The 25,099-nt window shown below is 45.2% G+C and carries 19 protein-coding genes; 18 read left to right on the top strand and 1 reads right to left on the bottom strand.

What is annotated here, in order from left to right; all coding sequences use genetic code 11:
- Positions 1 to 85: 85 nt before the first annotated feature.
- The 4 genes from AB4027_RS09330 (at position 86) to AB4027_RS09315 (ending at position 6,147) form a co-directional block, all read left to right on the top strand.
- Complete coding sequence (locus tag AB4027_RS09330; RefSeq protein ID WP_368645127.1) at positions 86 to 1,267, top strand: class I SAM-dependent rRNA methyltransferase; 1,182 nt, start codon at positions 86 to 88, stop codon at positions 1,265 to 1,267.
- Positions 1,268 to 2,045: 778 nt separating this feature from the next.
- Complete coding sequence (locus AB4027_RS09325; protein WP_368645126.1) at positions 2,046 to 2,750, top strand: ABC transporter ATP-binding protein; 705 nt, start codon at positions 2,046 to 2,048, stop codon at positions 2,748 to 2,750.
- Between the two features lie 25 nt (positions 2,751 to 2,775).
- On the top strand, positions 2,776 to 5,760 hold the full coding sequence (locus AB4027_RS09320; protein ID WP_368645125.1) for an FtsX-like permease family protein: 2,985 nt from the start codon (positions 2,776 to 2,778) through the stop codon (positions 5,758 to 5,760).
- Positions 5,761 to 5,811: 51 nt separating this feature from the next.
- Entirely contained in the window at positions 5,812 to 6,147 is a 336-nt protein-coding gene (locus tag AB4027_RS09315; protein WP_177165444.1) for a thioredoxin family protein, read from the top strand.
- Positions 6,148 to 6,296: 149 nt separating this feature from the next.
- Here the strand turns inward: AB4027_RS09315 and AB4027_RS09310 are convergent, their stop codons facing one another.
- Positions 6,297 to 6,824, bottom strand: a complete 528-nt coding sequence (locus AB4027_RS09310) for a Gfo/Idh/MocA family protein (protein ID WP_368645124.1) — start codon at positions 6,822 to 6,824, stop codon at positions 6,297 to 6,299.
- Positions 6,825 to 7,114: 290 nt separating this feature from the next.
- Between AB4027_RS09310 and AB4027_RS09305 the strand changes: the two genes are divergently transcribed.
- From AB4027_RS09305 to AB4027_RS09240, 14 genes are all read left to right on the top strand, one after another.
- Positions 7,115 to 7,615, top strand: coding sequence for a glycoside hydrolase family 73 protein (locus AB4027_RS09305; RefSeq protein WP_368645123.1), 501 nt, complete (start codon positions 7,115 to 7,117; stop codon positions 7,613 to 7,615).
- Between the two features lie 25 nt (positions 7,616 to 7,640).
- A complete protein-coding gene (locus AB4027_RS09300; protein WP_091487098.1) occupies positions 7,641 to 8,330 on the top strand; it encodes a hydrolase in 690 nt (229 codons plus the stop codon).
- 22 nt (positions 8,331 to 8,352) lie between these two features.
- Entirely contained in the window at positions 8,353 to 10,410 is a 2,058-nt protein-coding gene (locus AB4027_RS09295) for a penicillin-binding transpeptidase domain-containing protein (RefSeq protein ID WP_368645122.1), read from the top strand.
- Between the two features lie 98 nt (positions 10,411 to 10,508).
- Entirely contained in the window at positions 10,509 to 11,858 is a 1,350-nt protein-coding gene (locus AB4027_RS09290; RefSeq protein ID WP_368645121.1) for a hemolysin family protein, read from the top strand.
- Between the two features lie 110 nt (positions 11,859 to 11,968).
- Complete coding sequence (locus AB4027_RS09285; RefSeq protein ID WP_091487093.1) at positions 11,969 to 12,544, top strand: DUF2179 domain-containing protein; 576 nt, start codon at positions 11,969 to 11,971, stop codon at positions 12,542 to 12,544.
- Between the two features lie 16 nt (positions 12,545 to 12,560).
- A complete protein-coding gene (locus AB4027_RS09280) occupies positions 12,561 to 13,679 on the top strand; it encodes an ATP-grasp domain-containing protein (RefSeq protein ID WP_368645120.1) in 1,119 nt (372 codons plus the stop codon).
- A 15-nt stretch (positions 13,680 to 13,694) separates the two neighbouring features.
- Positions 13,695 to 14,345, top strand: coding sequence for a GntR family transcriptional regulator (locus tag AB4027_RS09275; protein ID WP_368645119.1), 651 nt, complete (start codon positions 13,695 to 13,697; stop codon positions 14,343 to 14,345).
- A 924-nt stretch (positions 14,346 to 15,269) separates the two neighbouring features.
- Positions 15,270 to 17,507 (top strand): DNA helicase PcrA, encoded by a 2,238-nt coding sequence (gene pcrA / locus AB4027_RS09270; protein ID WP_368645118.1) that lies wholly within the window; start codon positions 15,270 to 15,272, stop codon positions 17,505 to 17,507.
- 19 nt (positions 17,508 to 17,526) lie between these two features.
- Entirely contained in the window at positions 17,527 to 19,548 is a 2,022-nt protein-coding gene (ligA, locus tag AB4027_RS09265) for an NAD-dependent DNA ligase LigA (protein ID WP_368645117.1), read from the top strand.
- Between the two features lie 22 nt (positions 19,549 to 19,570).
- Complete coding sequence (locus AB4027_RS09260; protein WP_368645116.1) at positions 19,571 to 20,797, top strand: CamS family sex pheromone protein; 1,227 nt, start codon at positions 19,571 to 19,573, stop codon at positions 20,795 to 20,797.
- Between the two features lie 38 nt (positions 20,798 to 20,835).
- The gene (gatC, locus tag AB4027_RS09255; RefSeq protein WP_091488419.1) at positions 20,836 to 21,141 is read left to right on the top strand and encodes an Asp-tRNA(Asn)/Glu-tRNA(Gln) amidotransferase subunit GatC; all 306 of its coding nucleotides are present in this window, start codon (positions 20,836 to 20,838) and stop codon (positions 21,139 to 21,141) included.
- Complete coding sequence (gatA, locus tag AB4027_RS09250) at positions 21,141 to 22,607, top strand: Asp-tRNA(Asn)/Glu-tRNA(Gln) amidotransferase subunit GatA (protein WP_368645115.1); 1,467 nt, start codon at positions 21,141 to 21,143, stop codon at positions 22,605 to 22,607. Before gatC ends, gatA begins: the two co-directional genes overlap by 1 nt.
- Positions 22,608 to 22,610: 3 nt before the next feature.
- On the top strand, positions 22,611 to 24,044 hold the full coding sequence (gene gatB, locus AB4027_RS09245) for an Asp-tRNA(Asn)/Glu-tRNA(Gln) amidotransferase subunit GatB (RefSeq protein WP_368645114.1): 1,434 nt from the start codon (positions 22,611 to 22,613) through the stop codon (positions 24,042 to 24,044).
- Positions 24,045 to 24,074: 30 nt separating this feature from the next.
- Positions 24,075 to 25,091 (top strand): diacylglycerol kinase family lipid kinase, encoded by a 1,017-nt coding sequence (locus AB4027_RS09240; RefSeq protein ID WP_368645113.1) that lies wholly within the window; start codon positions 24,075 to 24,077, stop codon positions 25,089 to 25,091.
- The last annotated feature ends 8 nt before the right edge of the window (positions 25,092 to 25,099 follow it).

Here is a 25,099-nt window from a genome sequence, read left to right as displayed (position 1 = left end):
ATTTGATTGATCCTGTGGATACTAGCTATCTATGGTATACTGTTTGTGAAAAGTAAAAAAGATGATCACAAAAAAGGAGCACGTTATGAACGTATTAAAAATCAAAGAATTAGCAACGAATCGCATAAAAAACGGTTTTCCTGTTTTAGAAGAACTGGATTTTGTCAACAAGGACTATCTGGTGGAAGGTGACTTCGTCAAACTGGTCGATAAGCACAATAAGTTCGTTGCTTACGGCTATATCGGAAACGAAAGAAAAACAGCGGGGTATGTCTTGTCACTGGACGAATCAGATGACTTGGATTACGCTTTCTTCGACAGACGCTTCAGAATTGCACGAGATAAACGAACAGCATTTTACGCTGATGATAAAACGACCGCTTTCCGTTTCTTCAATGGGGATGGCGACGGTATCGGTGGACTGACGATCGATTATTATGAAGGGTATTATGTTTTCTCATGGTACAGTGCCGGAATATACATGCACCGTGATATGATCATAAAAGCATTCAAAGTAGCCGTTCCCGACTTTAAAGGGATCTATGAGAAGTGCCGTTATCCTGACTCTCCGCACAAAAGCCGTTTCGTTGAAGGAAAGATGGCAGAAGAACCTCTGGTCATCTCTGAAAATGGGATCCACTATAATGTCTATCTCAATGAAGGCTGGATGACAGGGCTGTTCCTTGATCAGCGTAACGTCAGAAATAAGATCATGGAAGAGTGGGGACTGGGCAGAACAGTCTTGAATGCGTTCAGTTATACAGGCGCATTTTCTGTAGCAGCCGCTATGGGTGGTGCAGTCAAAACAGTGAATGTGGACGTCGCTAACAGAAGTAAGGAACGTACAATAGAGCAGTTTGAAGTGAATGGACTGGACAGTGACCAGCACGAGATCCGTGTGATGGATGTCTTTTCATATCTGGACTATGCTAAGAAACACAAACTTCAATTTGATCTGATCGTTCTGGATCCTCCGACATTTGCCCGCACGAAGAAAAGAACATTCAGTGTCGATAAAGACTACACAGAACTAGTGAAGGATGCCGTTCAGGTTCTGGCACCCGGTGGCTTGATCATTACATCGACCAATGCATGGAACGTCTCAAGAGATGATTTCTTTGACAGCGTCAACTTGGCCTTTGAAGAAATGGATGTCGATGCGTATCTTGTGGATGAATTCCGTTTACCTGAAGATTTCGCTGTGAATAAGCAGCATCCAGAATCGGATTATCTTAAAGTCTTTGTACTTGAAAGAGCGAAAAGCTAATAAGAATGAAGAAGCAGGATAGCCTGCTTCTTTTTTTATGCTGTTGATAAAACTTTGGAGAGAGCTCATAGACGATTCATGAAGTTAAGATAAATAGTTATGTGCCCTTCGTGAGTGGGAAGCCTCCACAAAGGTAACAAAAAGAGTGGATATGTGCCCTTCACGAGCGGGAAGCTTCCTCAAAGGTCACAAAAACGGTGGATAAGTGCCCTTCACGAGCGGGAAGCTTCCCCAGAGGGCACAAAAACGGTGGATAAGTGCCCTTCGTGAGTTGAAAGCTTCCCCAAAGGGCACAAAAACGGTGGATATATGCCCTTCACGAGTGGAAAACTTCCACAAAGGTCACAAAAAGAGTGGATATGTGCCCTTCGTGAGTGGAAAACTTCCACAAAGGTCACAAAAGGAGTGGATATGTGCCCTTCGCGAGCGGGAAACTTCCACAAAGGTCACAAAAAGAGTGGATATGTGCCCTTCGTGAGTTGAAAGCTTCACCAAAGGTCACAAAAACAATGGATAAGTACCTTTCATGATCGGAAAGCCTCACAAAGGGCAAAATACAGATGTTAAACGTCTTGCGATTTAGTGATTAAGAGGTAGTTTGCTTTTATCAGTTATCCTAGAAAATATTATAAAGATGAAAACCGCCAGGCGACCGTCTTCTTAAGTAAAATGTGATTTATTAGTGAAGATTTTCTGAATCAGGCAAAAAACCGCAGAGGGCCCTGTTTAATATGATAAAATATAGAGATAGGTACACGAGTAGAAAGGACGAAACAAAATGCCAGCATATATAACTGTAAAGAATGAAGTGAAACGATATCAGTCAGGCGAAACTGTGGTTGTGGCCAATGACGGGATAACGTTTGATATTGAAAAAAATGAATTTGCCGTGATCGTCGGACCAAGTGGAGCAGGAAAAACAACGGTCTTAAACATCCTGGGCGGAATGGATTCTGCTGATGAAGGTGACGTGATCATTGACGGGACCAATATCGTCGGCTTTAAAGAAAAACAGCTGACAGAATACCGTCGCAATGATGTCGGCTTTATTTTTCAGAATTACAATCTGATACCCAATCTGACTGCTAAAGAGAATGTGGAACTGGCTGCCGAGATTTCACCAAACGCCCTGGATGCTGAAGAAATACTTATCAGTGTCGGCTTGCAAGATCGGATGGATAATTTTCCGGCTCAGTTGTCAGGTGGCGAACAGCAGCGTGTGGCTATTGCCCGGGCACTGGCCAAGCAGCCTAAACTTCTGTTGTGCGATGAGCCTACAGGAGCACTGGATTTTGAAACAGGTAAAAAAGTGCTGGATCTGTTAAGTCGGTCCAAAGATGAATTTGGTGCGACCGTCGTAGTTATCACACACAATCGCGCAATCGCTCCAATGGCTGATCGAGTCATTGATATCAATAATGCAAAAGTCAGAAAGATAACGTTGAATGATCATCCACAGCCGGTCGAGTCGATCGAGTGGTAAAAGGGATGCGAAATGAGGGTTTAAAGTGAAAAAAGGTGCATTATGGAAGGATACATTCAGGGAAATCGGACGAAGCAAGACCCGCTTCCTGTCTATTTTTGCGATCATTCTGATCGGTGTCGCATTCTTTGCGGGCTTGAGTGCCACAGGACCAGTCATGATCGATACGGCGGATTCATACTTTGATGAACAAAATCTAAGTGATCTGCATGTTTTCTCGACAATGGGGCTGGAAGATGAAGATCGGGAACTGCTCGATTCGATTGAAAAGGCAGAAGTGAATTATCTTTACAGTCAGGATGTCATCTTCGATGATTCCGGACTGACATCAAAAGTTTTTGGCTGGGATGAAGAGCAGCATACCATTAATGAATTTGAGATCATTGAAGGTCGATTACCGGAAGATGCAAATGAGATAGCGCTAGATCAGACGAACAGTTACGCTGATGAGTATGCCATTGGTGATACGATCCAGATCAGCGAAGAGCGGTCAGACAATCAGGATGACGTATTTACAGAACACACTTTTGAAGTCGTAGGGTTCCTGAAGAGTCCCCTATATATCGAACGGGCAAATAGGGGAAACACGACGATCGGCAGTGGTAATCTAGACGGCTTTTCTGTGGTGTCTCCGGAAGTGTTCGATCTGGATGTCTATACGGATGCCTTTGTATTGTTTGATCGCTCAAATCAGTATGTGTCATATTCAGACGATTATCAAACATTCATCGACGAACAGACGACAGACATTGAAGAACTCGTCGCTCATCGGCCTGAGGAAAGATATGAAGAACTGTATGCTGAAATTGAAAGTGACATCGAAGAAGGCTATGCAGAAATAGAAGATGCGAGACAAGAGCTGGAGGAGGGAAGACAGGATCTCGAAGACGCTCGAAGTGAAATAGACGAAGGCTATGCTGACTATGAAGCCGGCTTGGAAGAACTTGAAACGGAAGAGGCGAATGCCCGTGCTGAGATCGAAGATGAACGGGCACAGCTGAATCAGGCACTGAATGAAATCGAAGCGAACAAAGATCAGCTGGAAGTGGCTCAAATGCAGAACACTCCTGCTTATGAAGAAGTGCTTGCTCAGGAAGAACAGGTATTAGCAGGTCTGCAGGAGCTTGAGAATGCCGAAAGTGAACTGAACGCTGAACTTGCCGCTTCAAGGGAAGAGCTCGAACAAGCACGTAGAGAGCTGGAAGAAGCTGAAGCAGATTATGAAGAAGGGCTAGCCGAATTCGAAGCAGAGGAGGCCGATGCAGAAGAGGAAATCGATGAAGCCTTAGCTGATCTTGGAGAGGCTGAGGAAGAATTAGCGGATCTGGAAGAACCGGAATACTTTGTCTATGACCGTTCCTCTTACCCGGGTTATGAAGAGTTTGATGAAAATGCTGAAAGGATCAGTGCGATCGCAAGGATTTTCCCGGTCTTCTTCTTCATGCTGGCTGCACTTATCTCTTTGACCACCATGACTCGAATGGTGGATGAAGGAAGAAATCAGATCGGTACATTGAAAGCTCTTGGTTACGGCAACATGGCCATTGCGGCAAAATACTTTGTCTATGCCTTTATTGCGACGTCGTTTGGTAGTATACTGGGCTTATTCTTAGGGTATTGGCTCTTTCCTAATGTGATTCTGGATGCTTACAGTTCGCTGTATAATTTGCCGTCAGCACAGACACAGTTTTATTGGGACTATGCCATCATCTCCATTGTTGCCTCATTACTGGCAACAGGTTTATCCACGCTGGTTTCTGTACGCTTATCTTTACGCAGCAATGCCGCGACATTACTGCGTCCGAAAGCACCGAAGAAAGGCAAGCGGATCTTCCTGGAGTATATCCCATTCATATGGAAACGATTTTCGTTTACTCAGAAAGTGGCTTCGCGTAATTTATTCAGATATAAACGCCGCATGCTGATGACATTATTTGGTGTCGCCGGCGGGACGGCACTTCTCCTGACCGGTTATGGTCTTTCAGATTCGATAGCAGATATTGCAGACATACAATTTGGGGAAATCAATCTTTACCAGGCAATTGTAACAGAAGACCCTGAGGCAACAGAAAGTGAACAGGATTCACTCGTATCAGTACTTGAAGAAGTGGATGGTTTTGAAGCACAGCTTCAGTCGCTGCAGGAGAGCGTCACTGCGACGGATTCAGGTGAGACCCGTGATGCGACTCTCCTTGTCCCGGAAGACAAAGAGCTGTTTGAAGAGTTTGTGGTATTAAGAGATAGAGAGGATCAGGCCATACATTATGAGCTTCCTGAAGAGGGTGTGATCATAACCGATAAACTGGCTGATCTGCTGGATGTCACAGTTGGAGACAGTATGAAAGTGGAATGGGATGAAGGTGAAACGGTAGATGTCGATATTGCCGGGATCTCCGAACAGTACGTTCAGCACTATATTTATATGTCTGGAGATTACTATCAGCAAGTCGTTGATCAAGAGATCGATTATAATACACGACTACTCAAGTATGATGATTCCGTCGTCAGTAACGATGAACTGGGTGAAAATCTGACGGAAGAGGATGCTGTACTGGGTGTGACGTTTGTCACTTCCATCAAAGAAGGGTTTCAGGATTCAATGGACAGCTTGGATGTCGTTACTATCGTTTTAATCCTTTCGGCTGCCTCGCTGGCTTTCGTTGTCCTTTATAATCTGACGAACATCAATGTATCGGAACGGATCAGGGAATTATCGACGATAAAAGTACTGGGATTTTTTGACAAGGAAGTCACGATGTATGTATATCGAGAGAACCTCGTCTTAACCATTATGGGGATCCTAGTCGGCTTCGTGCTGGGAATCGTTATGCACCGATTCGTACTGCAGACAGCCGAACTTGATATCATGCGTTTCCTGCACCAGATATCGTGGTCGAGCTATCTTTATTCCTTCCTGCTGATGTTTTTCTTCAGTAGTCTGGTCATGGTGGTCATGCACTTCAAACTGAAGCATGTCGATATGGTCGAAGCACTGAAGACGCAGGACTGAGTATGAATCTGGAGATTAAAGGATATAACTTAGTGTAAGGAGGTAATGAATATGGATGGATTTAAAGAAGCACAGTCACTTGAAGAACTGCAGGATCATGTCAAAGAGAATGAGTTAGCCTTATTATACCTGTATGGCGAGAACTGTTCTGTCTGTCATGCGGTTCTGCCGCAGATCAAACCGATAGTGGAGAGTTATCCGGAAATCAGTTCCCTGCAGGCTGATGTCCAGAATCTTCCTGAAATAGCGGGAGAATATACGGTGTTTACCATTCCTGTGGTCCTGCTTTTTGTAGATGGACGAGAAGTCATGCGATTTGCCCGGTTCATTGAAAAAAATAAACTGAACGAACAACTGGAAAAAATAACCAGCGCGTTAAAAGGCTGATAAAAAAAGCTCCCTCTAAAGCGAACCTCTTTAAAGAAGATCCTGTCCGATCTTTTTAAGGGTTTCGTTTGAAAGGGAGTTTTATCTGTTATTTGTTGGTGGGATTTAGTCGAGAAATAGGCCACTCTTTGGCCGCCCAGTCGATCAGTTTATTGACATCCGGGGTGAGAGAGTGAGGTGAAATCATTCTCAAACAAGAGCGTATGCGTGAGGGTGTTTATTTCATAAACAAGTGTTTTTGAACGGTCATAGTCCTGCCCTGTTTCGATTTCTTGCTTCAGTTCGTTATAAAGAGGCATGTGGTGGATCGTCAAGGCATCTACTGCAAGCAGATGCTTTTTTCGGGCTAGGGTCAGCACCTCATTGAGCTGCTGACTATTCAAAGCAATCGAATTTTCGTAAAAGGCATGTTTGCCGGCATTCAATGTCATAAGAATGTTTTTATAAAGAGTGTGATTCGGCGTCGCCATGTAGAGTATGTCTATCTCTGGGTCAAAAGCCAGTTCTTCATAAGTGCCATAAGCTTTTTTTATATTAAAGCGAGTCGAGAATTCAAAAGCTTTTTGAAGCGTCTGTGAAGCGATACCGGTAAGCTCTGCCTGATCATCTTTAAACTGAGAAGCAAACTGGTCAGCGATCTTACCTGACCCTATGATTCCCCAATTGATTTTTCTCATAAAAGGCCTTCTTTCCTATAGTTAGAATCGTGGTAACGAATGAGATTATATCAAAAACATATATTTTTATTATAGTCTATTTACATCCACCTGAGTATGATAAAATAAAAATACGTTAGACTGTAAACATGAGATAGTCAACACAAATAGAAAAAGCAGTGTAACTCAAGTATAAACGATTAAGTAACATAATAGGAGGATGAATTCTGAGTTATAAAAAAAGAAAGACATCTTTCCCCATCTTTAAGCTGTTCGCTATCCTGGTGCTTACCTTTACAGGTGCTTTGGCAGTGATCAGTCAGGCAGTGGAAAATGAGCCGGCAAACCAGAAAGACTGGACAAAAGACGCGTTTATAAATGAAGTCGCCAGTCATGCCGTTCCCTTACAAGCCTCCCATGGAATCAGACCAAGTGTCACGATTGCGCAGGCGATTCTGGAATCAAACTGGGGAAAGAGCAGTTTGTCCCAACAGGAAAATAATTATTTTGGTATAAAAGGCGGTTCTGATGGCCGTAAATATGCCACGTTAGAATATGAAGAGAAATGGAAAGAGATCCATGCGTCCTTTAGAAGTTATCCGTCACTAGAGGCTTCGGTCACTGACTATGCCGATCTGATCAATGGCGGAACAGAATGGAATCCTGAATTGTACAGAGGCGTACAGGAGGCATCCAGCTATCAGGAAGCCGCTCAGGCACTTTATTCAGCTGGTTATGCCACAGATCCGACATACCCTGAAAAAATAATCGAGATCATAGAGCTCTATGAGTTAGATCGTTTTGATAAATAAATTTTTAAGATAAAGAGGCTAAGATATGGAAAAAAGAAAATACCCGTCAGTAAAATCTGATCTATATAATGGATACGTTGAAGTCCCTGCAGTCATCAGAAAAGCCAGCGGCATACTGATCAACGGAAAACGTTTCAAAGCATTTATGTTTACCACAGATATCGCGCTGATCATGAACAATGATGCCGATGCGATCATGGCTGTCTACCCCTTTACTCCCCATCCGGCGATTCTTGAAGCCATTACATCGGTCTCAACGATTCCTGTCCTGGCCGGCATTGCTGGCGGCAAGACCCAAGGTGTCCGGTCGGCTAACATGGCTCTGTTTGCAGAAGCACATGGATGTAAGGCGGTGGTCGTCAATGCCCCTACTCCGATCGCAACCATTGAAAAAATCAATGAAGTGATCGATATCCCCATCATCTTAACGGTGGTATCGGAATATACATCGATAGATAAACGCCTGAAAGCTGGTGTGGACATCATCAATGTATCTGGGGCGGGAAGGACGAGCACGATCGTGAGAGAGTTGAGAGAGAAATACCCGGACCTGCCCATCATCGCGACAGGCGGACCGACTGAGGAAAGCATCCTGGAAACGATCGAAGCGGGAGCCAATGCGATCACTTATACACCACCGTCAAATGGCGAACTCTTCAGCAGAAAAATGATGGACTATAGAGAAAAAGAAAAGGACCGGTATGAAGACGACTAACTAATGATAAGGAGTCGATGATGTGAAAAACAACAAACAGCAGCGGAAGGCATCAAACAAGAAAGTATTCGGAATAGCAGCGGGTATCGCTGTGCTCATTCTTATAAGTGTCTCAGGTTATTTTTACTATCGAAACTGGAAGGAAGAGCAGCTGGCTATCGAGCGGCGTGAAGAGGTCGAAGCTCTGGTGGATGAATACCTTGATGCCAAGTCCTCCACGCGTTTTGAAGAGTATGTGGACACCCTTGAAGAAGGATCGATCTCAGCAGAAGGCTATACCAGTCAGGAGCTAGCTGAAAGATACGAAACGGTTTTTCAGGCCATTGGTGTTGATGCACTCGATATAGCAAATCGTGAGATCCTGTACGATGAAGAAGCAGATACTTACGCATTCCGATATACCGCTTTAATGACGACTGTCCTGGGTGAGACAGAAACAATGGCTTACCAGGCAGAAATCAGTGAAACGGAGGAAGCTAAAGCCGTTCAATGGGACCCTTCACTTTTCTTTCCTGATATGGAGGAAGGCGATACTGTGAGTCTTTCCTACACTGAGCCGAAGCGCGGGTCGATCTATGACCGAGACGGGAATATGCTGGCTGGTGAGGGAGATGCCTATGAAGCGGGCTTATATCCTGCTGTCTTAGGTGAAGGGGACCAGCGGGAGGAACGTTTGGCTGAAATAAGTGAAACATTTGACGTTTCTGTTGAAACCCTTGAACGTCTACTTAGTCAGAATTGGGTGACGGAAGAGAGCCTTGTTCCGTTTAAAGTCGTCGATACGGGCGAGACACCTGAAGTTCCAGGGGTATTGTATCAACAGACGACCGACCGGCTTTATCCTTTAGGGGAGGCAGCTGCTCATTTGATCGGCTATGTGGGTGATGTTTCAGCTGAAGACATCGAAAACGATCCAAAGCTGCAGTCGGGGCAGGTCATCGGCAAAGGCGGTCTGGAATACCGTTACGATCAGGAACTGCGTGGTGAAATGGGTGGACAGATAGCCCTTGTTGACAGTGAAGGAGAAGTGAAAGAAGTCATCGTCGAGAGAGAAAAACAAGACGGCGAGTCACTGACTCTGACGATCAGCAGTGCGATCCAGTCAGAGCTCTTTGCCGCCTTTGACTCAGAGCCTGGAGCCGCATCCCTGATGGATCCGGCAAGCGGAGAACTCCTGGCACTGGCGAGTTCACCTTCTTATGATCCGCAACTCTTTGCACGGGGGATCTCTGTTGAAGAATATAATGCTTACGTTGAAGATGAAGATCAGCCATTCTTGAATCGTTTCACGGCCCGTTATGCGCCGGGATCTACGTTCAAAATCTTGTCATCGCTTGTGCTCCTGGAATCAGGGACGACAACGCCTGATGAAGTGAATGCGATCGAAGGCCTTAACTGGTCTCCTGAAATAGAAGCCTTCGGAAACAGAGAAATCACTAGGGTCAATGACTCGGTCACAGAAGTGGATCTAACTGATGCTCTGGTGTATTCGGACAATATCTACTTCGCTATGGAAGCCCTTGAAATGGGCACTGAAGATTTTGTCGAAAGGCTGTCACAGTTTCCGTTTGGTGAATCCTTCGATCTGCCGTTGACCATGGAACCGGCTCAACTGGCTAACGATAATGAGATAAATGATGTCACCCTGCTGGCTGATACTGCTTATGGTCAGGGTGAGATACTCATGAGTACCCTTCATCAGCAGACCTTCTATTCACCAGTTCTCAACGAAGGGACGCTGATCTATCCCAAACTGCTTCAGGAAGAGGCAGAGGTGGAAACTGAACAGATAGTTTCTTCTGAAAATGCTGAGCTGGTGAGAGACCTGCTTGTCCAAACAGTGACTGATCCGAACGGGACGTCGCATGCGCTGGACCAGCTGGACTATACTGTCGGAGCCAAGACGGGAACAGCTGAAATCGCCGGTGAAGAAGAAAATGAAACCAATGGCTTTTTATATGTATTCGATGAAGAAAACACTTCTTACTCATTTGTCGGGTATCTGGAAGGACAGAAAAGCGGGGATGTCATCGACCGTTTTGTTCCGTTCTTTTCATCCGTACCAACACTGATGGAGTAAGGTTATCGAACTGACTGAAAAAAGCATTGTAAGGACTAGATTTATATGATATAGTGACTGTGTTTTTATATGATCGGAATTTTAAAAGGAGATAAGTTATGAACAGCGACCCTTGGAGTATACAGCCCTTTATTGGGCCACTAGTAGTTATTATCGGTTTAATTATATTACACGGATTTTTTTCAGCCGCAGAAATGGCTATGATATCTATTAATCCAAACAGAATGATGGAAGAATCCCTTGATGGGAGCAAGAAAGCTAAACGGATCCTGCGTATTTTAGACAATGCAGACGAGTTTTTAACCACGATTCAAGTAGGGATGTCACTTTCCGCTTTATTTACAAGTGGTATGACTGCCATAGTGATTTTACGTCTAGTCGAATCACTTGAAAATCCGATTCTTTCTTCACAAGTATTCAGTTTAAGCGTCAGTGCGATCGGACTGACTTACTTACTTTTGTCATTGGGTGAAAAGCTTCCTAAAGCGATAGCAAAACAGACCCCGGATGTGATCGCGATGAATCTGTCGGGAATGGTATTAGGACTCAGATATATATCGGTCCCCATTGTATGGTTAGTGAACATCACTGTCAGAGGAATGAAGCACATACTGCCTATTGATTTTACGGCGAATGATGAAACGATCACACGAGATGAGTTTCGGTCATTCATTGAACACAGTCACCAGCACGAAGTCATCGATATCGATGAATTCTCTATGCTGAAGGGAGTCCTGTCCCTGGACAATAAAATCGCCCGTGAAGTCATGGTGCCGCGCACGGATGCATTCATGCTGGACTATGATGACCCGAATGAAGAAAATATTGAGGAAATGCTCGAAACACCTCATTCACGTGTCCCTTTATATTTTGAAGACAAAGATAACATCCTTGGGATTGTTCATGTTAAAAACTTGCTGCAGGCTTCAAAACACAAACCATTGTATTCGATCGATCTAAAAGAAATCAGCAACCGGCCTTTATTTGTTCCTGAAACGATTTTCATCGATGATCTTATTTTTCAGATGAAAAAGACCCAGAACCAGATGGCTATTTTGAACGATGAATACGGGGGAGTCGTGGGGATCGTTACCCTTGAAGACCTGCTTGAAGAAATCGTTGGAGAAATCGACGATGAATATGATGAATCAAACAACTTGATTGAACAAATCGATGAATTTCTATATAGTGTAGATGGAGCCACACCGCTTGATAAATTTAATGATTATTTCGACATGTCGATCGATTCGGAAGATGTGGATACGATCGCCGGTTACTTTATCACTGAATTTGGCAGCATACCTGGTGAATCAGAGAATGCCTATATACGTGTCGGTGGCTTGTGTCTGACTGTCGATAAGATGGAAGGGTCGAGGATCTCTACACTTATCGTCAAGAGGCACCAGGAAGAAGATTCGAAAGAGACAATTGAAAACGAGCAAGAGTAAACAGCGGATCGACCTGTACTCTTATTGACGAAGGCTGAGACAGGTTTTAATTGTCTCAGCCCTCGTTTCATATTTATATAGATTCAATTTTTAAATTTAGGAGAGATAAAGTGGAGTTTAACTGGGGAATAATCGTAACGATATTTTTGATCAATGTTGTTTATGTCACGCTTAATACACTTAGAATGATGCTGACGATGAAAGGGTATCAGTTAGTGGCCCCCTTCATCGCTATGATCGAAGTGGCCATCTATGTTGTTGGCCTGGGTCTGGTGCTGGATAATCTGGATAACGTAATGAATATTATTGCTTATGCCGTCGGTTTTGGTACGGGTATTTATGCGGGAATGAAAATCGAGGATAAACTTGCTCTGGGACATATCCTTGTCACGACGATCGTTCCTGAGAATGGCTGGGAAGTGGCAGAAGAACTTCGAGGCGAAGGTTTTGGTGTGACGATCACTCAAGCCCACGGAAGAGAAGGCAGTCGTTATGTGCTGGAGATCCTGACCCCACGTTCAAACGAACGATCCTTGTACAAGCTGATCCATGAAATAGAACCCAAAGCATTCATGATTTCATATGAACCGAGATATATCAATGGTGGTTTCTGGACAAAACGAATGAAGAAGAATAAAAAGCAAGTCAAAAACAATCCGCAGGAGAATCCGTTTACCGAACTATAAGATGGAGTGACGAATGATGACAAATTGGATAAAACCCGGCAGTACAATAGGGATAATCGGTGGGGGGAGTGTGGCGCGACTGCTTGCCCTTTCCGCGAAACAACTGGGCTACCACGTAGGCGTGCTCGATCCGAACGAACACTGTTTGTCTGCATGTGTTGCTGACTGGCAAATAGTGGCGGAACTGTCAGATGAACCAGCCTGTCTGGACCTGGCAATGAAAAGTGATGTGGTTGTCTATGAATCTGATGCTTTTCCTTCACGACTCATTGAGGGAATCAAACGCACAGTGCCTGTACCGCAGGGAGAGGAACTGCTTGCGGTTTCCCAGGATCGGATGCTGCAAAAAGCATTCCTGGAATCCGTACGCGTGAATATCGCACCGTTTGCCACGATCGTCTCACTGGATGATATCAAAGAAGCGGTAAACAGTATCGGGTACCCTTGTGTCCTGAAATCTAACAGTACCGATGAACGATTTAAGGAACACCATGTCCTGTTCAGTGAAGAGGATATTGGCGCTTCTGAACCTTTTCTCTCCCAGGGTACGTGTGTACTGGAAGCCTGGATCCCTTCCGAAAAGGAAGTTTGTCTAGCCCTGGTCAAAAATAGTGAGGGTGAAATCTCGTCATTAGCTATATCGGAAATGAAATATAAAGACGATGTGTTTCATCAGTCGATCGCCCCTGCACAGCTGGAAGCTGAAGTGGAACAGGAAATCAAGCGTATCGGACATGTGATTGCAGAAAAGCTCGATTTTGTCGGCGTTATGGCTATCGAAATCTTCTCAACGGGAAGTGGCGCACTATATGTCAATGAAATCGTCGCGCACCCACACCGGGCTTTTCACTACACATTCAATTATCCTCATTTTTCACAGTTTGAAGCTTTGATAAAGGCCGTGACCGGCTGGCCAGTCCGTGTGACAGACAGGCTGCACGATACAATGGTCATGAAACTGATCCGAAAGGACGAAAAAGATCTGACCTATACTCAGGCACAAATCAAGCCTGACTGGCTGTTTACTTTTTACGACAACGTGACGGGTCAAGAGTCAAGTGAATTCGGTCATATCGTTGTCCCGACAAAGCAGCTGAAAAAGACATTAGAACAGCTGTCAGATATCTTTGACTAAGTAAAGGGTGTCCCAATGAAAAAGATGAACAAGATGGAAGCGAAAGCTTACACCTTTATGACCGATCAGATAAAAGGAGCACACTGGGCTAAAGGCAAGCAGCTGAAAGAACTGGATATTTCCAGGCAGCTGGATATCAGCCGGACACCTGTCAGGCATGCGATGGAACGTCTGATCGAAGAAGACTATGTCTATCGGGTACCGAATAAAGGAGTTTTTGTCGGAGATGTTTCTCTCGATCTGCATCAGCGTAAGGAACGGATCTATTTTCTGGAAGCCCTGCTTCAGCACATTTTTTATACGCTTCAGCTTGATGAAATAATTGTTGATACTGTACCTCTGGCAGATATGATGGATGACTTGGAAAAGGCAGTGCCTCTGGAATCAGATGAATTCGAGACTTTGGAAATCAAATTCTGGCGACTGCTGCTCAGTTATCACTCGAATACATATATGAACGAACGAGTAATCGAGACGATGGTGAATCTGTACCAGGATGCCAGTCAGACCCCGCTTATTTTCAGAAAAAGCCGCGCGATGAAGATCACACATTATCGAAAGCTGATTGAATGGCTCAACGCTAATAATTATACCTATGCCAGACGGGAGATCCGGATCCTGCTCAACCAGATCCTTATCAATCTCATTCAAGGCGTAGATGACTAAGTCGACCTTGCGTCGACTTTTTTTACTGTAAAGATCCTCAGGAAGGTTCTCAAAAAATGATGGCTGCTCTTTGCTGAGCATGCTAGAGCAGCTTCATTTCGAGCCCTTACGAACAGAAAATAAATGGGGTTGAGATCATCTCCTGGATGATCTCTTCCTTTTTTCTCTGTACTGGTTTAGTTTATATTATCTTTTCAAAAAGGTAATAAGGATTAGTAAGTGGTTTCCATTATGAAATGTCGTTCTCAAGTTGCCCCAAGAGTTTGAGTGAGCACTTTTTATGGCAGCTTGTCGTTCTCGGGAGTCTCCGAATGTTCGAGTGAACACTTATGAAGGTGAAATGTCTTGCTCAGACACCATGGAGGATATGAGCGAACAGTATGAGCAAAGAAATGTCGTACTCGAGAGGCACTGAATGTCTGAGTGAACACTTATGAAGGTGAAATGTCTTGCTCAGACAGCATGGAGGATATGAGTGAACAGTATGAGCAAAGAAATGTCGTACTCGAGAGGCACTGAATGTCTGAGTGAACACTTATGAAGGTGAAATGTCTCGCTCAGACAGGATGGAGGATATGAGCGGACAGTTCAGCAAGGGAAATGTCGTGCTCGGGAGACACCGAATGCCTGAGTGAACACTTTTGATGTTGAGATGTCGTTCTCGAGAGGCACTGAGTATCTGAGTGAACATTTTTGAGGGTGAGATGTCGTGCTCGGGAGTCTGCGAATGTTCGAGGGAACATTTTTACATCAAGTATGCTTTTGGACCGACATGAAACCCTGCACTTTTGAAAATAATCAAGGAAATCATAGAAGCATATGACTCAATCAAGCGGTGCATAATCTCTGGCAAGATGTATGGAAAGAAGGCGTCAGTTTCTGTTATAATAAAACAATGTATGAACACCTGAAAGGATGAAAAAAGTGGTACTGCGAGAAGATATTTTACAGGGGATGAACCCCAGGCAGAGAGAGGCTGTTGCTCACACCGAAGGGCCGTTACTGATCATGGCCGGAGCAGGCTCAGGAAAAACGCGTGTGCTGACACATAGGATCTCTTATCTGATACAAGAAAAAGGTGTAAATCCATGGAACATTCTGGCGATCACCTTTACCAACAAAGCCGCTTCAGAAATGAAAAGTCGAGTGGCTTCACTTGTGACAGATGGCGGACTGGATGTTTGGGTCTCCACCTTTCACTCCATGTGCGTGCGGATTTTAAGAAGAGAGATCGACCACATCGGATACAGTTCGAGTTTCACGATCGCTGATCCCGGTGAACAGCTGACCTTGATCAAAAAAATACTTAAACGACTGAATATCGATCCGAAAAAATACAACCCGAGAGCGATCCTTTCGGAAATCAGTAATGCAAAAAACAACCTTCAAAACGAGAAAGAATATCGCGTGGAAGCGACGGATTACTTCGGTAAGATCGTAGCGGACTGCTATGATCACTACCAGCGTGAGCTGAGACAGGCGGAAACGCTGGACTTTGATGACCTGATCATGCTGACGGTTCGTCTGTTTGAAGAACACAAAGACGTCCTGCAGTACTATCAGACAAAATTCCAGTATATCCACGTGGATGAGTATCAGGATACCAACCACGCCCAGTACAAACTCGTGAACCTTCTGGCGGAACGCTTCAGAAATATCTGTGTCGTGGGTGACGCTGACCAGAGTATTTACGGCTGGCGCGGAGCAGATATGGAAAACATCTTAAACTTTGAACGGGATTACAAGGATGCGAAAGTCGTTTTACTGGAGCAGAATTACCGTTCTACGAAAAATATCCTGAAAGCGGCCAATGATGTCATCTCGCATAACTCCAAACGAAAAGATAAAAGCCTATGGACGGATAAAGACGGTGGCGAATCCATCACCTACTATCGTGCAGGTAATGAACACGAAGAAGCGCGCTATGTCATTCAGCATATCCAGCAGGAACTGGAAAAGAATTCGAATCGGGAATACGGCGATTTCGCCGTATTATACCGGACCAATGCCCAGTCCCGTGTGATGGAAGAAACGCTGATCAAGACGAACATCCCTTATAAAATGGTCGGCGGACATAAGTTCTACGACCGGAAAGAGATCAAGGATGTCCTGGCGTATCTCACACTCATCGCCAATCCGAAAGACAATCTCAGTTTTGCGCGTGTCGTCAATGAACCTAAACGCGGTATCGGGGCGAGCACCGTCGAAAAACTGGCTCTAGCCGCAGAAGAAATGGGCTGGAGCTTGTATGAAGCGGCGTTGAATGCAAACAGCATCAATTTATCCGCGCGTGCCGCGAAAAAAGTGGAAGGCTTTGCCATGATGATCCAGGATTTCCGCAAAATGGCAGAGTTTTTGAGCATCACAGAGCTGACCGAAGAAGTACTGAACAAATCGGAATACCTGCCGACCCTGAAAAAAGAACGCACGCTGGAAGCAGAAACGCGTGTCGAAAATATCGAGGAATTCCTCACAGTAACGAATCAGTTCGATAAAGAGGAACAGGAAGATGATAGTCTGATCGCTTTCCTGACTGACTTGTCACTCATTTCGGACATCGACAAGCTGGAAGAAGAACCTACGAGCGAGATCACACTGATGACTTTGCATGCTGCCAAGGGGCTTGAGTTTCCCATTGTTTTCCTCATCGGGATGGAAGAGGGACTTTTCCCGCTCTCCCGTGCTGAAATGGAAGAAGAAGAAATGGAAGAAGAAAGACGTCTGGCCTATGTTGGGATCACACGGGCCGAAGAGAAACTGTACCTGACCAACGCCATGTCCCGTGCCCTGTATGGCCGTGTCCAGTCTAACCGTCCTTCCCGTTTCCTGGAAGAAATGGATGACGATGTATTGGATGTCGAGGAATCGAATTCACTAAAACCCTTCTCAAGCGGGATGTATAAAGGCTTTGGGAGCAGTTCAAATGACCCATTTGATAAAAAGACGAAGAAAAGAAAAAATTATGTCTCGCATGCGACAGGAAACAGCGGTGCTGAAAAACTGGAGTGGCAAGTGGGAGAAAAGGTCAAGCATAAGGTTTGGGATATCGGGACTGTCGTGAAAGTCAGTGGTGAAGGCGATGACCTGCAGCTGGACATCGCGTTCCCCGGCATCGGCATCAAACCCTTACTGGCAAGTTTTGCACCGATTGAAAAAATCTAAGTGTAGAAAGGATAATCCAATGGCTGAAGAAATAAGTTTTGATCAGGCGAGAGAACGGATAGATGAATTGAAAGTACTGCTGGATAAGTACAGTCACGAGTATTATGTGCTGGATCAGCCTACTATCCCGGATGAAGAATATGATCAATTGTATAGAGAATTAGTTGAATTGGAAGAAAAATATCCGACACTGGTTCAGAATGATTCACCGACGCAGCGTGTGGGTGGATCGTTACTGGAAGGTTTTGAAAAGGTCCAGCATGACATACCGATGCTGAGTCTGGACAATGCCTTTTCGAAAGAGGAACTGCAGGATTTCGACCGGAAAGTCTCTCAGATACTGGAAGACAAGCCGTATACCTACCACTGTGAACTGAAGATGGACGGGCTGGCTGTGTCTCTCAAATATGAGAACGGTAAATTCAAGCAGGCGGTCACCCGGGGGAATGGCTCTGAAGGCGAGAATGTAACGGCAAACGTAAAAACGATCCGTTCCATTCCATTATCGTTAAAAGAACCGCTCACCCTGGAGGCACGCGGTGAGATCTACATGCCTAAGTCATCCTTCATTGCACTGAATCAACAGCGTGAAGAACAGGGAGAAGCCGTGTTTGCCAATCCAAGAAATGCGGCAGCCGGAACGATAAGAAATTTAGATCCTAAAGTCACAGCTTCGAGAAACCTCAGTGTTTTCTTATATTCACTTGCCCAGCTGGACGGGAAAGAAGTGCAGAGTCAGTCAGAAGCCTTGGCACTCCTGGATGATCTGGGGTTGAAAACCAATCCGGAACGGCGTGTCTTTGAATCGATCGACGAGGTTTGGGACTTTGTCGAAGAATATCAGGAGAAGAGAACAGAGCTGCCTTATGAAATCGACGGGATCGTTATTAAAGTGAATGAACTGGACAATCAGGAAAAAGCCGGATTCACTGTCAAGGCACCGAGATGGGCGATCGCTTATAAATTCCCGGCAGAAGAAGCAGAGACCCTGCTGAAAACGATCGAATGGTCAGTCGGGCGTACTGGGGTCGTTACCCCAACGGCTATCATGGATCCTGTTCAGCTCGCCGGTACGACGGTCCAGCGTGCGAGTCTGCACAATGTGGACCTCATGAAGGAAAAAGATATCCGACTGGGCGACACCGTCGTCGTTCGTAAAGCAGGCGATATCATTCCTGAAGTAGTCAAGGTGAATAAGGACAAACGACCTGAAGACAGTCAGCCTTATGACTACCCGACCCACTGCCCGGCGTGTGACAGCGAACTGATGCACCTGGAAGACGAAGTCGCTTTGAGATGCATGAACCCCAGCTGTTCCGCTCAGGCGAAAGAAAAGCTGACCCATTTTGTTTCCCGCAATGCCATGAATATTGATGGATTAGGCGAGCGCATCGTGGAACAGATGTACGATGAATCGCTTGTCAAAGATCCGGCAGATCTTTATTACCTGGAAAAAGGCAAGTTACTGACATTGGACAAAATCGCCGATAAGTCGGCAGACAATTTACTTAAAGCAATCGAAGACTCAAAAGAAAATTCACTGGAACGGTTGGTCTTCGGTTTAGGCATCCGCCACGTCGGTGCGAAAGCGGCGCGTCTTCTGGCTGAAGAGTTCATTACCATGGAACAGTTGAGACAGGCATCTAAAGAAGCGATCGAGGCCATCGAAGGACTGGGTGAAACGATCGCGGAAAGTATCCATGCCTTTTTCGAACTGGAAGAAGTGGATGAGCTGCTTCAGAAACTGAAAAAAGCCGATGTGAACATGGAATATAAAGGCAAACGTAAAGAAGAAATCGAACGATTGTCTACCTTCTTTACAGATAAGACACTAGTTATTACAGGGAAACTTGAACAGTTTACGCGTAATGAACTGAAAGAAAAATTGACCGATCTTGGTGCCAAGGTCACAGGAAGCGTGTCAAAGAATACGGACTTCCTGATTGCGGGTGAAGAAGCCGGCAGCAAATTGACCAAAGCCCAGGAACTGAATGTGCCCGTATTAACCGAACAGCAAGTCCTTAAGGAGATTGATGAATGATTAGAATAGAGAGTGAGAACGCGTGAAAAAGAAAACAGTTCTCAGTTTAGTAATTGCTCAAGCTTTGTTTCTTGCGGCCTGCAGTGCTTCACCGGACAGTACTGATACCAATGGATCAGGTCAGGAAGAGGATCAGACGCAGGAAACGGTAAATCAGCTGGACGAAGATGAAGTCACAACGATAGAAGAACAGGTGGATGCGGACTATTACAGACCCGTTATTACAGAGGATGGGACGTATGCGCCGAGTCAGAACAGAGGGATCACGCGCAGTCTGAATTCCAGTGTGAATATGCGCATGTTCGAGATCGATCTGATGCGTCACTCACAGACCTACTTCCCGACTGATGACCATTTCTTCCAGGAAGGTCAATACCTTTCTTCCGACCTGGTCAGTAACTGGTTAAGAAGAGAACAGCTTCCTCAAGAAAATGAAAATGCAAAGGAAGGGGAAGAGGCTGAAACAGAAGAGGTAGAAGAAATCGATGAACAGATGCAGGGACTCAATCCACCGGAAAATAACAGTGAGAATTCTGAGGACCGTGTACCGAACGTCTTGAATTCTATACTGGAGCAGAATTTTTATGTTCAGACAGAGAATGGTCTGGAACTGGCCGGAGTGAGTATCGGTCTCGCACTGAACTCGGTCGATTATTATCAGCTCGAACAATTTGAAGCAACGTATGAGCAGGAGATCCCCCGTGAAAAGGTCCTTGAAGAAGGACAGCGAATGGGAGAAGAAGTGGCCTCCCGCATAAGAAATATCGAAGGGCTGGAAAATGTCCCTGTCATGATCGGCTTGTATGAACAATCGACACAGGATGATCTGGCTCCCGGTACGTTTATCGCTGAAGGGTTAGTCGAAGAGGGCGAATCCACAGTGTCGGACTGGACCATGATCAATGAAGACCGCATCGTGTTCCCGCTGGAAGGCATGCAGAGTGCGGAAGGCAATAACTTTGCCAACTTCAGATCAGAAGTTGAAGGGTTCTTCCCGAATGTAAGCGGCGTGACCGGTTTGGGGCATTATATCGAAGACCAGCTTATGAATCTGGAAATAACCATCACGACTCAGTTTTACGGCAAAGGGGAGATCATTGCTTTCACACAATTCTTGAATGAAGCAGGGAAAACCTATTTACCGGGTAATGTATCCACTCAAATCAATGTGGAGTCACTGAACGGTATGGAATCTTATCTGAACAGAGAAGCTGATCAGGAAGATTACGAGGTGTATATTTTCAATTAACAACAAGGATCAATTAAACAGACGAGAGGAATGATCACATGGCTATAAACGAAGAAACAGTCAAGCAGGTCGCCAAGCTGGCTAAACTTGAAATAGAAGAAGAATCTATCCATGCTTTCACAAAAGAGATCGATCAAATCGTAGATATGGTTGAACAGCTGGAAGAATTGGACACAGAAGGTGTAGAAGGTACCTATCACGGACTGCCGCAAAAGAACGTCTGGAGAGAAGACAAGGTTCAAAAAGGAACGGACAGAGAAGAACTGTTCAAAAATGTCAAAACAAGAAAAGATGGCTATATCGAAGTTCCTGCCATGTTTGATAACGGGGGGAGTGAAGCGTAATGAACTTTTCGGATTATACTTTAGAAGATTTACACGAAAAATTGGTGAACAAGGAGTTCACAGCCGTCGAACTGATGGAATCTGTCTATGAGAACATTGAAGAGACGGATGAAAAGGTCGGAGCGTTTCTGACTTTGAACAAAGAAGACGCACTGGCAGCCGCACGGGAAGCGGATGAGAAAGGTATCGATCCTGACAATGTCCTGAGCGGATTACCTGTGGGGATCAAGGATAACATTTCTACGAAGGGTGTCAGAACAACGGCAGCTTCTAAAATGCTGGAAGATTTCGTTCCGGTATATGATGCTACAGTCGTGGAAAAACTGAAGCAGGCAGGGATGATTTCTGTCGGCAAACTGAACATGGATGAATTTGCCATGGGCGGATCGACAGAAAATTCTGCCTTGAAAATCACACGAAACCCTTGGGACCTGTCAAAAGTTCCCGGTGGTTCGTCAGGTGGCTCGGCAGCAGCCGTTGCAGCCGGTCAGGTTCCGGTCTCACTTGGTTCAGATACAGGTGGATCGATCAGACAACCCGCATCCTTCACCGGTCTTGTAGGCATGAAACCCACTTACGGCCGTGTTTCCCGTTTTGGTCTGATCGCCTTTGGCTCAAGCTTGGACCAAATCGGACCGTTCACGCGTACAGTCAAAGACAATGCACTGGTACTTAACGCGATCAGCGGAACAGATGACAGAGATGGCACATCTTACCGTGGAGATACACCAGACTTCACAGAAGGCATCGAAAAAGGCGTTAAAGGTCTGCGCATCGGCGTGCCGAAAGAATACTTCCATGAAGATGCCAAAGAAACAGAAATCGTGGAATCAGTACGTAAAGCCCTTGACGTGTATAAAAAGATGGGTGCTGAGATCGTAGAAGTCAGCCTGCCGCATTCCAAATACGGTATTCCGGCTTACTACATCATCGCCTCTTCAGAAGCATCCAGTAACTTGCAGCGTTTTGACGGCATCCGTTATGGCTACCGTTCAGAAAACATTGGCTCTCTAGAAGATATTTATGTCAAATCCCGTTCAGAAGGCTTTGGCTTGGAAGTGAAACGCCGTATCATGCTTGGAACGTTCTCATTAAGTTCCGGTTTCTATGATGCCCACTTCAAAAAAGCGGCTCAGGCTCGAACGCTGATCAGACAGGACTTTGAAAAAGCCTTTGAAGATGTGGATGTATTAGTTGCACCGACAACGACATCGACAGCGTTTGAGATCGGTGGAAAAATCGATGATCCCCTGGCTATGTATATGGCAGACGTATTAACTGTTCCAGTCAATTTGGCAGGCGTCCCGTCACTGTCCATTCCATGTGGTTTCTCTGAAGACTTGCCGGTCGGCATGCAGATCATCGGTAAGCATTTCGATGAACAGACGATCTACAGAGCCGCTTATGCCTATGAGCAAGCGACAGATCACCTTGAGAAAAAACCATCATTCAAAGGAGGAGAATAAGCGATGAATTTAGAACCAGTTATTGGGTTAGAAGTGCATGTGGAATTAAAAACCGATTCTAAAATGTTCTCCCCATCTCCCGCACATTTTGGTGCCGAACCGAACACGAATACAAATGTCATCGACTGGGGTCACCCGGGTGTCTTGCCGGTCGTCAACAAACGCGCGATCGAATTCGGGATGAAAGCTGCGCTGACATTGAACTGCAGCATCGCCAACGACACGAAATTCGACCGTAAAAACTATTTCTATCCGGACAATCCGAAAGCTTATCAGATCTCACAATTTGATAAGCCGATCGGTTATGACGGCTGGATCGAAATCGATGTGAAAGGTGAAAAGAAAAAGATACGTGTCGAGCGTGTTCACCTGGAAGAAGATGCAGGTAAAAATACGCACGGCGATAACGGCTCTTCTTATGTTGACTTGAACCGTCAGGGCACGCCGCTTATCGAGATCGTTTCTGAAGCAGACATGCGTTCACCTGAAGAAGCACAGGCTTACCTGGATACAGTGAAACAGTTTATTCAGTTCACGGGTGTATCCGACGTAAAAATGCAGGAAGGCTCCATGCGTTGTGATGCCAATATTTCACTGCGACCAGTCGGCCAGGAAGAATTTGGCACCAAGACTGAGCTTAAGAACCTGAACTCCTTCAATAATGTCAGAAAAGGTCTGGAACATGAAATCAAGCGTCAGGAAAAGATCCTGAATGCCGGTGGAGAGATCCAACAGGAAACAAGACGATTCGACGAAGCAACAGGTGAAACGATCCTTATGCGTGTCAAAGAAGGGTCAAGTGACTACCGTTACTTCCCGGAACCAGACATTCCCAACCTTGAGATCAGTAATGACTGGATCGATGAGGTGAGAGCATCTCTTCCGGAAATGCCTAAAGAGCGCATGGAAAGATACGTGAAAGAGTACAAACTACCTGAATATGATGCCGGCGTATTGACAGCGACTGTCGAAATGTCTGACTTCTTCCAGGAGACTATCGAACACGATGCGGATCCCAAACAAGCTTCAAACTGGCTGATGGGCGAAGTGTCTGCGTACTTGAACAGTGAACATAAAGAACTGCATGACACAGAACTGACACCTAAAGCACTGGCTGAAATGATCAACCTGATCGCCGATGGGACGATTTCTTCCAAAATCGCCAAGAAAGTCTTTAAAGAACTCATCACTAAAGGCACTGATGATGTGAAAGCTTTAGTCGAAGACAAAGGCTGGGTCCAGTTGAGTGATCCTGCTAAACTGCTGCCGATCATTTCTGAAACATTGGATCAGAATGAACAGTCTATTGAAGATTACAAAAATGGTAAAGACCGCGCTTTAGGGTTCTTAGTCGGGAACGTTATGAAACAGACGAGAGGTAAAGCCAATCCTGGCGTCGTCAATAAACTTCTTAAAGAAGAAATGGACAAACGCTAGGAGCGATTTGAAAAAGGGGGTGGATGAACGGTGAGAAAACGTGCGCGTTTGATTTACAACCCGACATCCGGTCGTGAAACATTAAAGAGACAATTACCAGATATTTTAAATGAATATGAAAAAGCCGGCTATGACACCAGTGCGTTCTGTACCACACCGGAACCGCTCAGTGCTCAGAAAGAAGCCGACCGCTGTATCAAAGATGGTTTTGATCTGATCGTTGCTGCGGGAGGAGACGGAACCATTAACGAAGTCATTAACGGCATGTCTCCTCATCTTTACCGTCCCAAACTGGCGATCATTCCATCTGGGACAACGAATGATTATGCCAGGGCGCTTAAGATTCCACGCTACGATTTTGTGAAAGCGGCCCAGCTCATCCATAAGAATCAGACAGTACACATGGATATTGGGAGAGTCAAGACGAAAACCGAAGACATGTTCTTCATGAATATCGGCGCAGCAGGCTTTTTGACAGAAGTTACGTATGATGTGCCGCCCAACATGAAATCACTGTTCGGCTCACTTGCTTATTTCGTTAAAGGAGCCGAACTGCTTCCACGTGTCGGTAAAGTCCCAGTCAAAATAACCTATGATGACGGTGTCTATGAGGGCGTCGCCTCACTGATTTTCGTTGCCTTGACGAATTCCGTCGGTGGATTTGAAAAAATCGCTCCGGATAAGATGCTGGGTGACGGAAAATTCACCCTGATCATCGTTAAGACGACAAACTTTGCCGAGATCCTGCGTCTGATAACAATGCTGATGAACGACGGCAGACATACGCAGCATCCCAAAGTACTGTACAAAAAAACGAGTTATGTTAAAGCTGAAACCCAGAACAATCAACAGCTGATGATCAATATCGACGGAGAATACGGCGGCGATGCTCCGGCCGAATTCACCATGTATAAACAGCACCTGGAAATCGTGACAGATCTGGACCGCATGCAGCTGTCTATCAATACACGTGACTTGATGACAGAAGAAAAAGAAGAAGAGTTCAAAAAACGCGTAATGGAGCTGCAAGATAAAGAAGAAGAATAATTAAAGCG

It is taken from the genome of Alkalibacterium putridalgicola, from assembly GCF_040959045.1.
Lineage (GTDB): Bacteria > Bacillota > Bacilli > Lactobacillales > Carnobacteriaceae_A > Alkalibacterium > Alkalibacterium putridalgicola.
The sequence above is the reverse complement of the archived record's forward strand: the minus strand, read 5'-3'. Positions and strand labels throughout refer to the sequence as shown.

What these genes read in the sequence shown, in the direction of transcription:
- AB4027_RS09330 (WP_368645127.1), top strand. Translation starts at nt 86, where the DNA reads ATGAACGTATTAAAAATCAAAGAATTAGCAACGAATCGCATAAAAAAC.
- gatC (WP_091488419.1), top strand. Translation starts at nt 20,836, where the DNA reads ATGGCTATAAACGAAGAAACAGTCAAGCAGGTCGCCAAGCTGGCTAAA.
- AB4027_RS09300 (WP_091487098.1), top strand. Translation starts at nt 7,641, where the DNA reads ATGGAAAAAAGAAAATACCCGTCAGTAAAATCTGATCTATATAATGGA.
- gatB (WP_368645114.1), top strand. Translation starts at nt 22,611, where the DNA reads ATGAATTTAGAACCAGTTATTGGGTTAGAAGTGCATGTGGAATTAAAA.
- AB4027_RS09280 (WP_368645120.1), top strand. Translation starts at nt 12,561, where the DNA reads ATGACAAATTGGATAAAACCCGGCAGTACAATAGGGATAATCGGTGGG.
- ligA (WP_368645117.1), top strand. Translation starts at nt 17,527, where the DNA reads ATGGCTGAAGAAATAAGTTTTGATCAGGCGAGAGAACGGATAGATGAA.
- AB4027_RS09290 (WP_368645121.1), top strand. Translation starts at nt 10,509, where the DNA reads ATGAACAGCGACCCTTGGAGTATACAGCCCTTTATTGGGCCACTAGTA.
- gatA (WP_368645115.1), top strand. Translation starts at nt 21,141, where the DNA reads ATGAACTTTTCGGATTATACTTTAGAAGATTTACACGAAAAATTGGTG.
- AB4027_RS09325 (WP_368645126.1), top strand. Translation starts at nt 2,046, where the DNA reads ATGCCAGCATATATAACTGTAAAGAATGAAGTGAAACGATATCAGTCA.
- AB4027_RS09310 (WP_368645124.1), bottom strand. Translation starts at nt 6,824, where the DNA reads ATGAGAAAAATCAATTGGGGAATCATAGGGTCAGGTAAGATCGCTGAC.
- AB4027_RS09315 (WP_177165444.1), top strand. Translation starts at nt 5,812, where the DNA reads ATGGATGGATTTAAAGAAGCACAGTCACTTGAAGAACTGCAGGATCAT.
- AB4027_RS09275 (WP_368645119.1), top strand. Translation starts at nt 13,695, where the DNA reads ATGAAAAAGATGAACAAGATGGAAGCGAAAGCTTACACCTTTATGACC.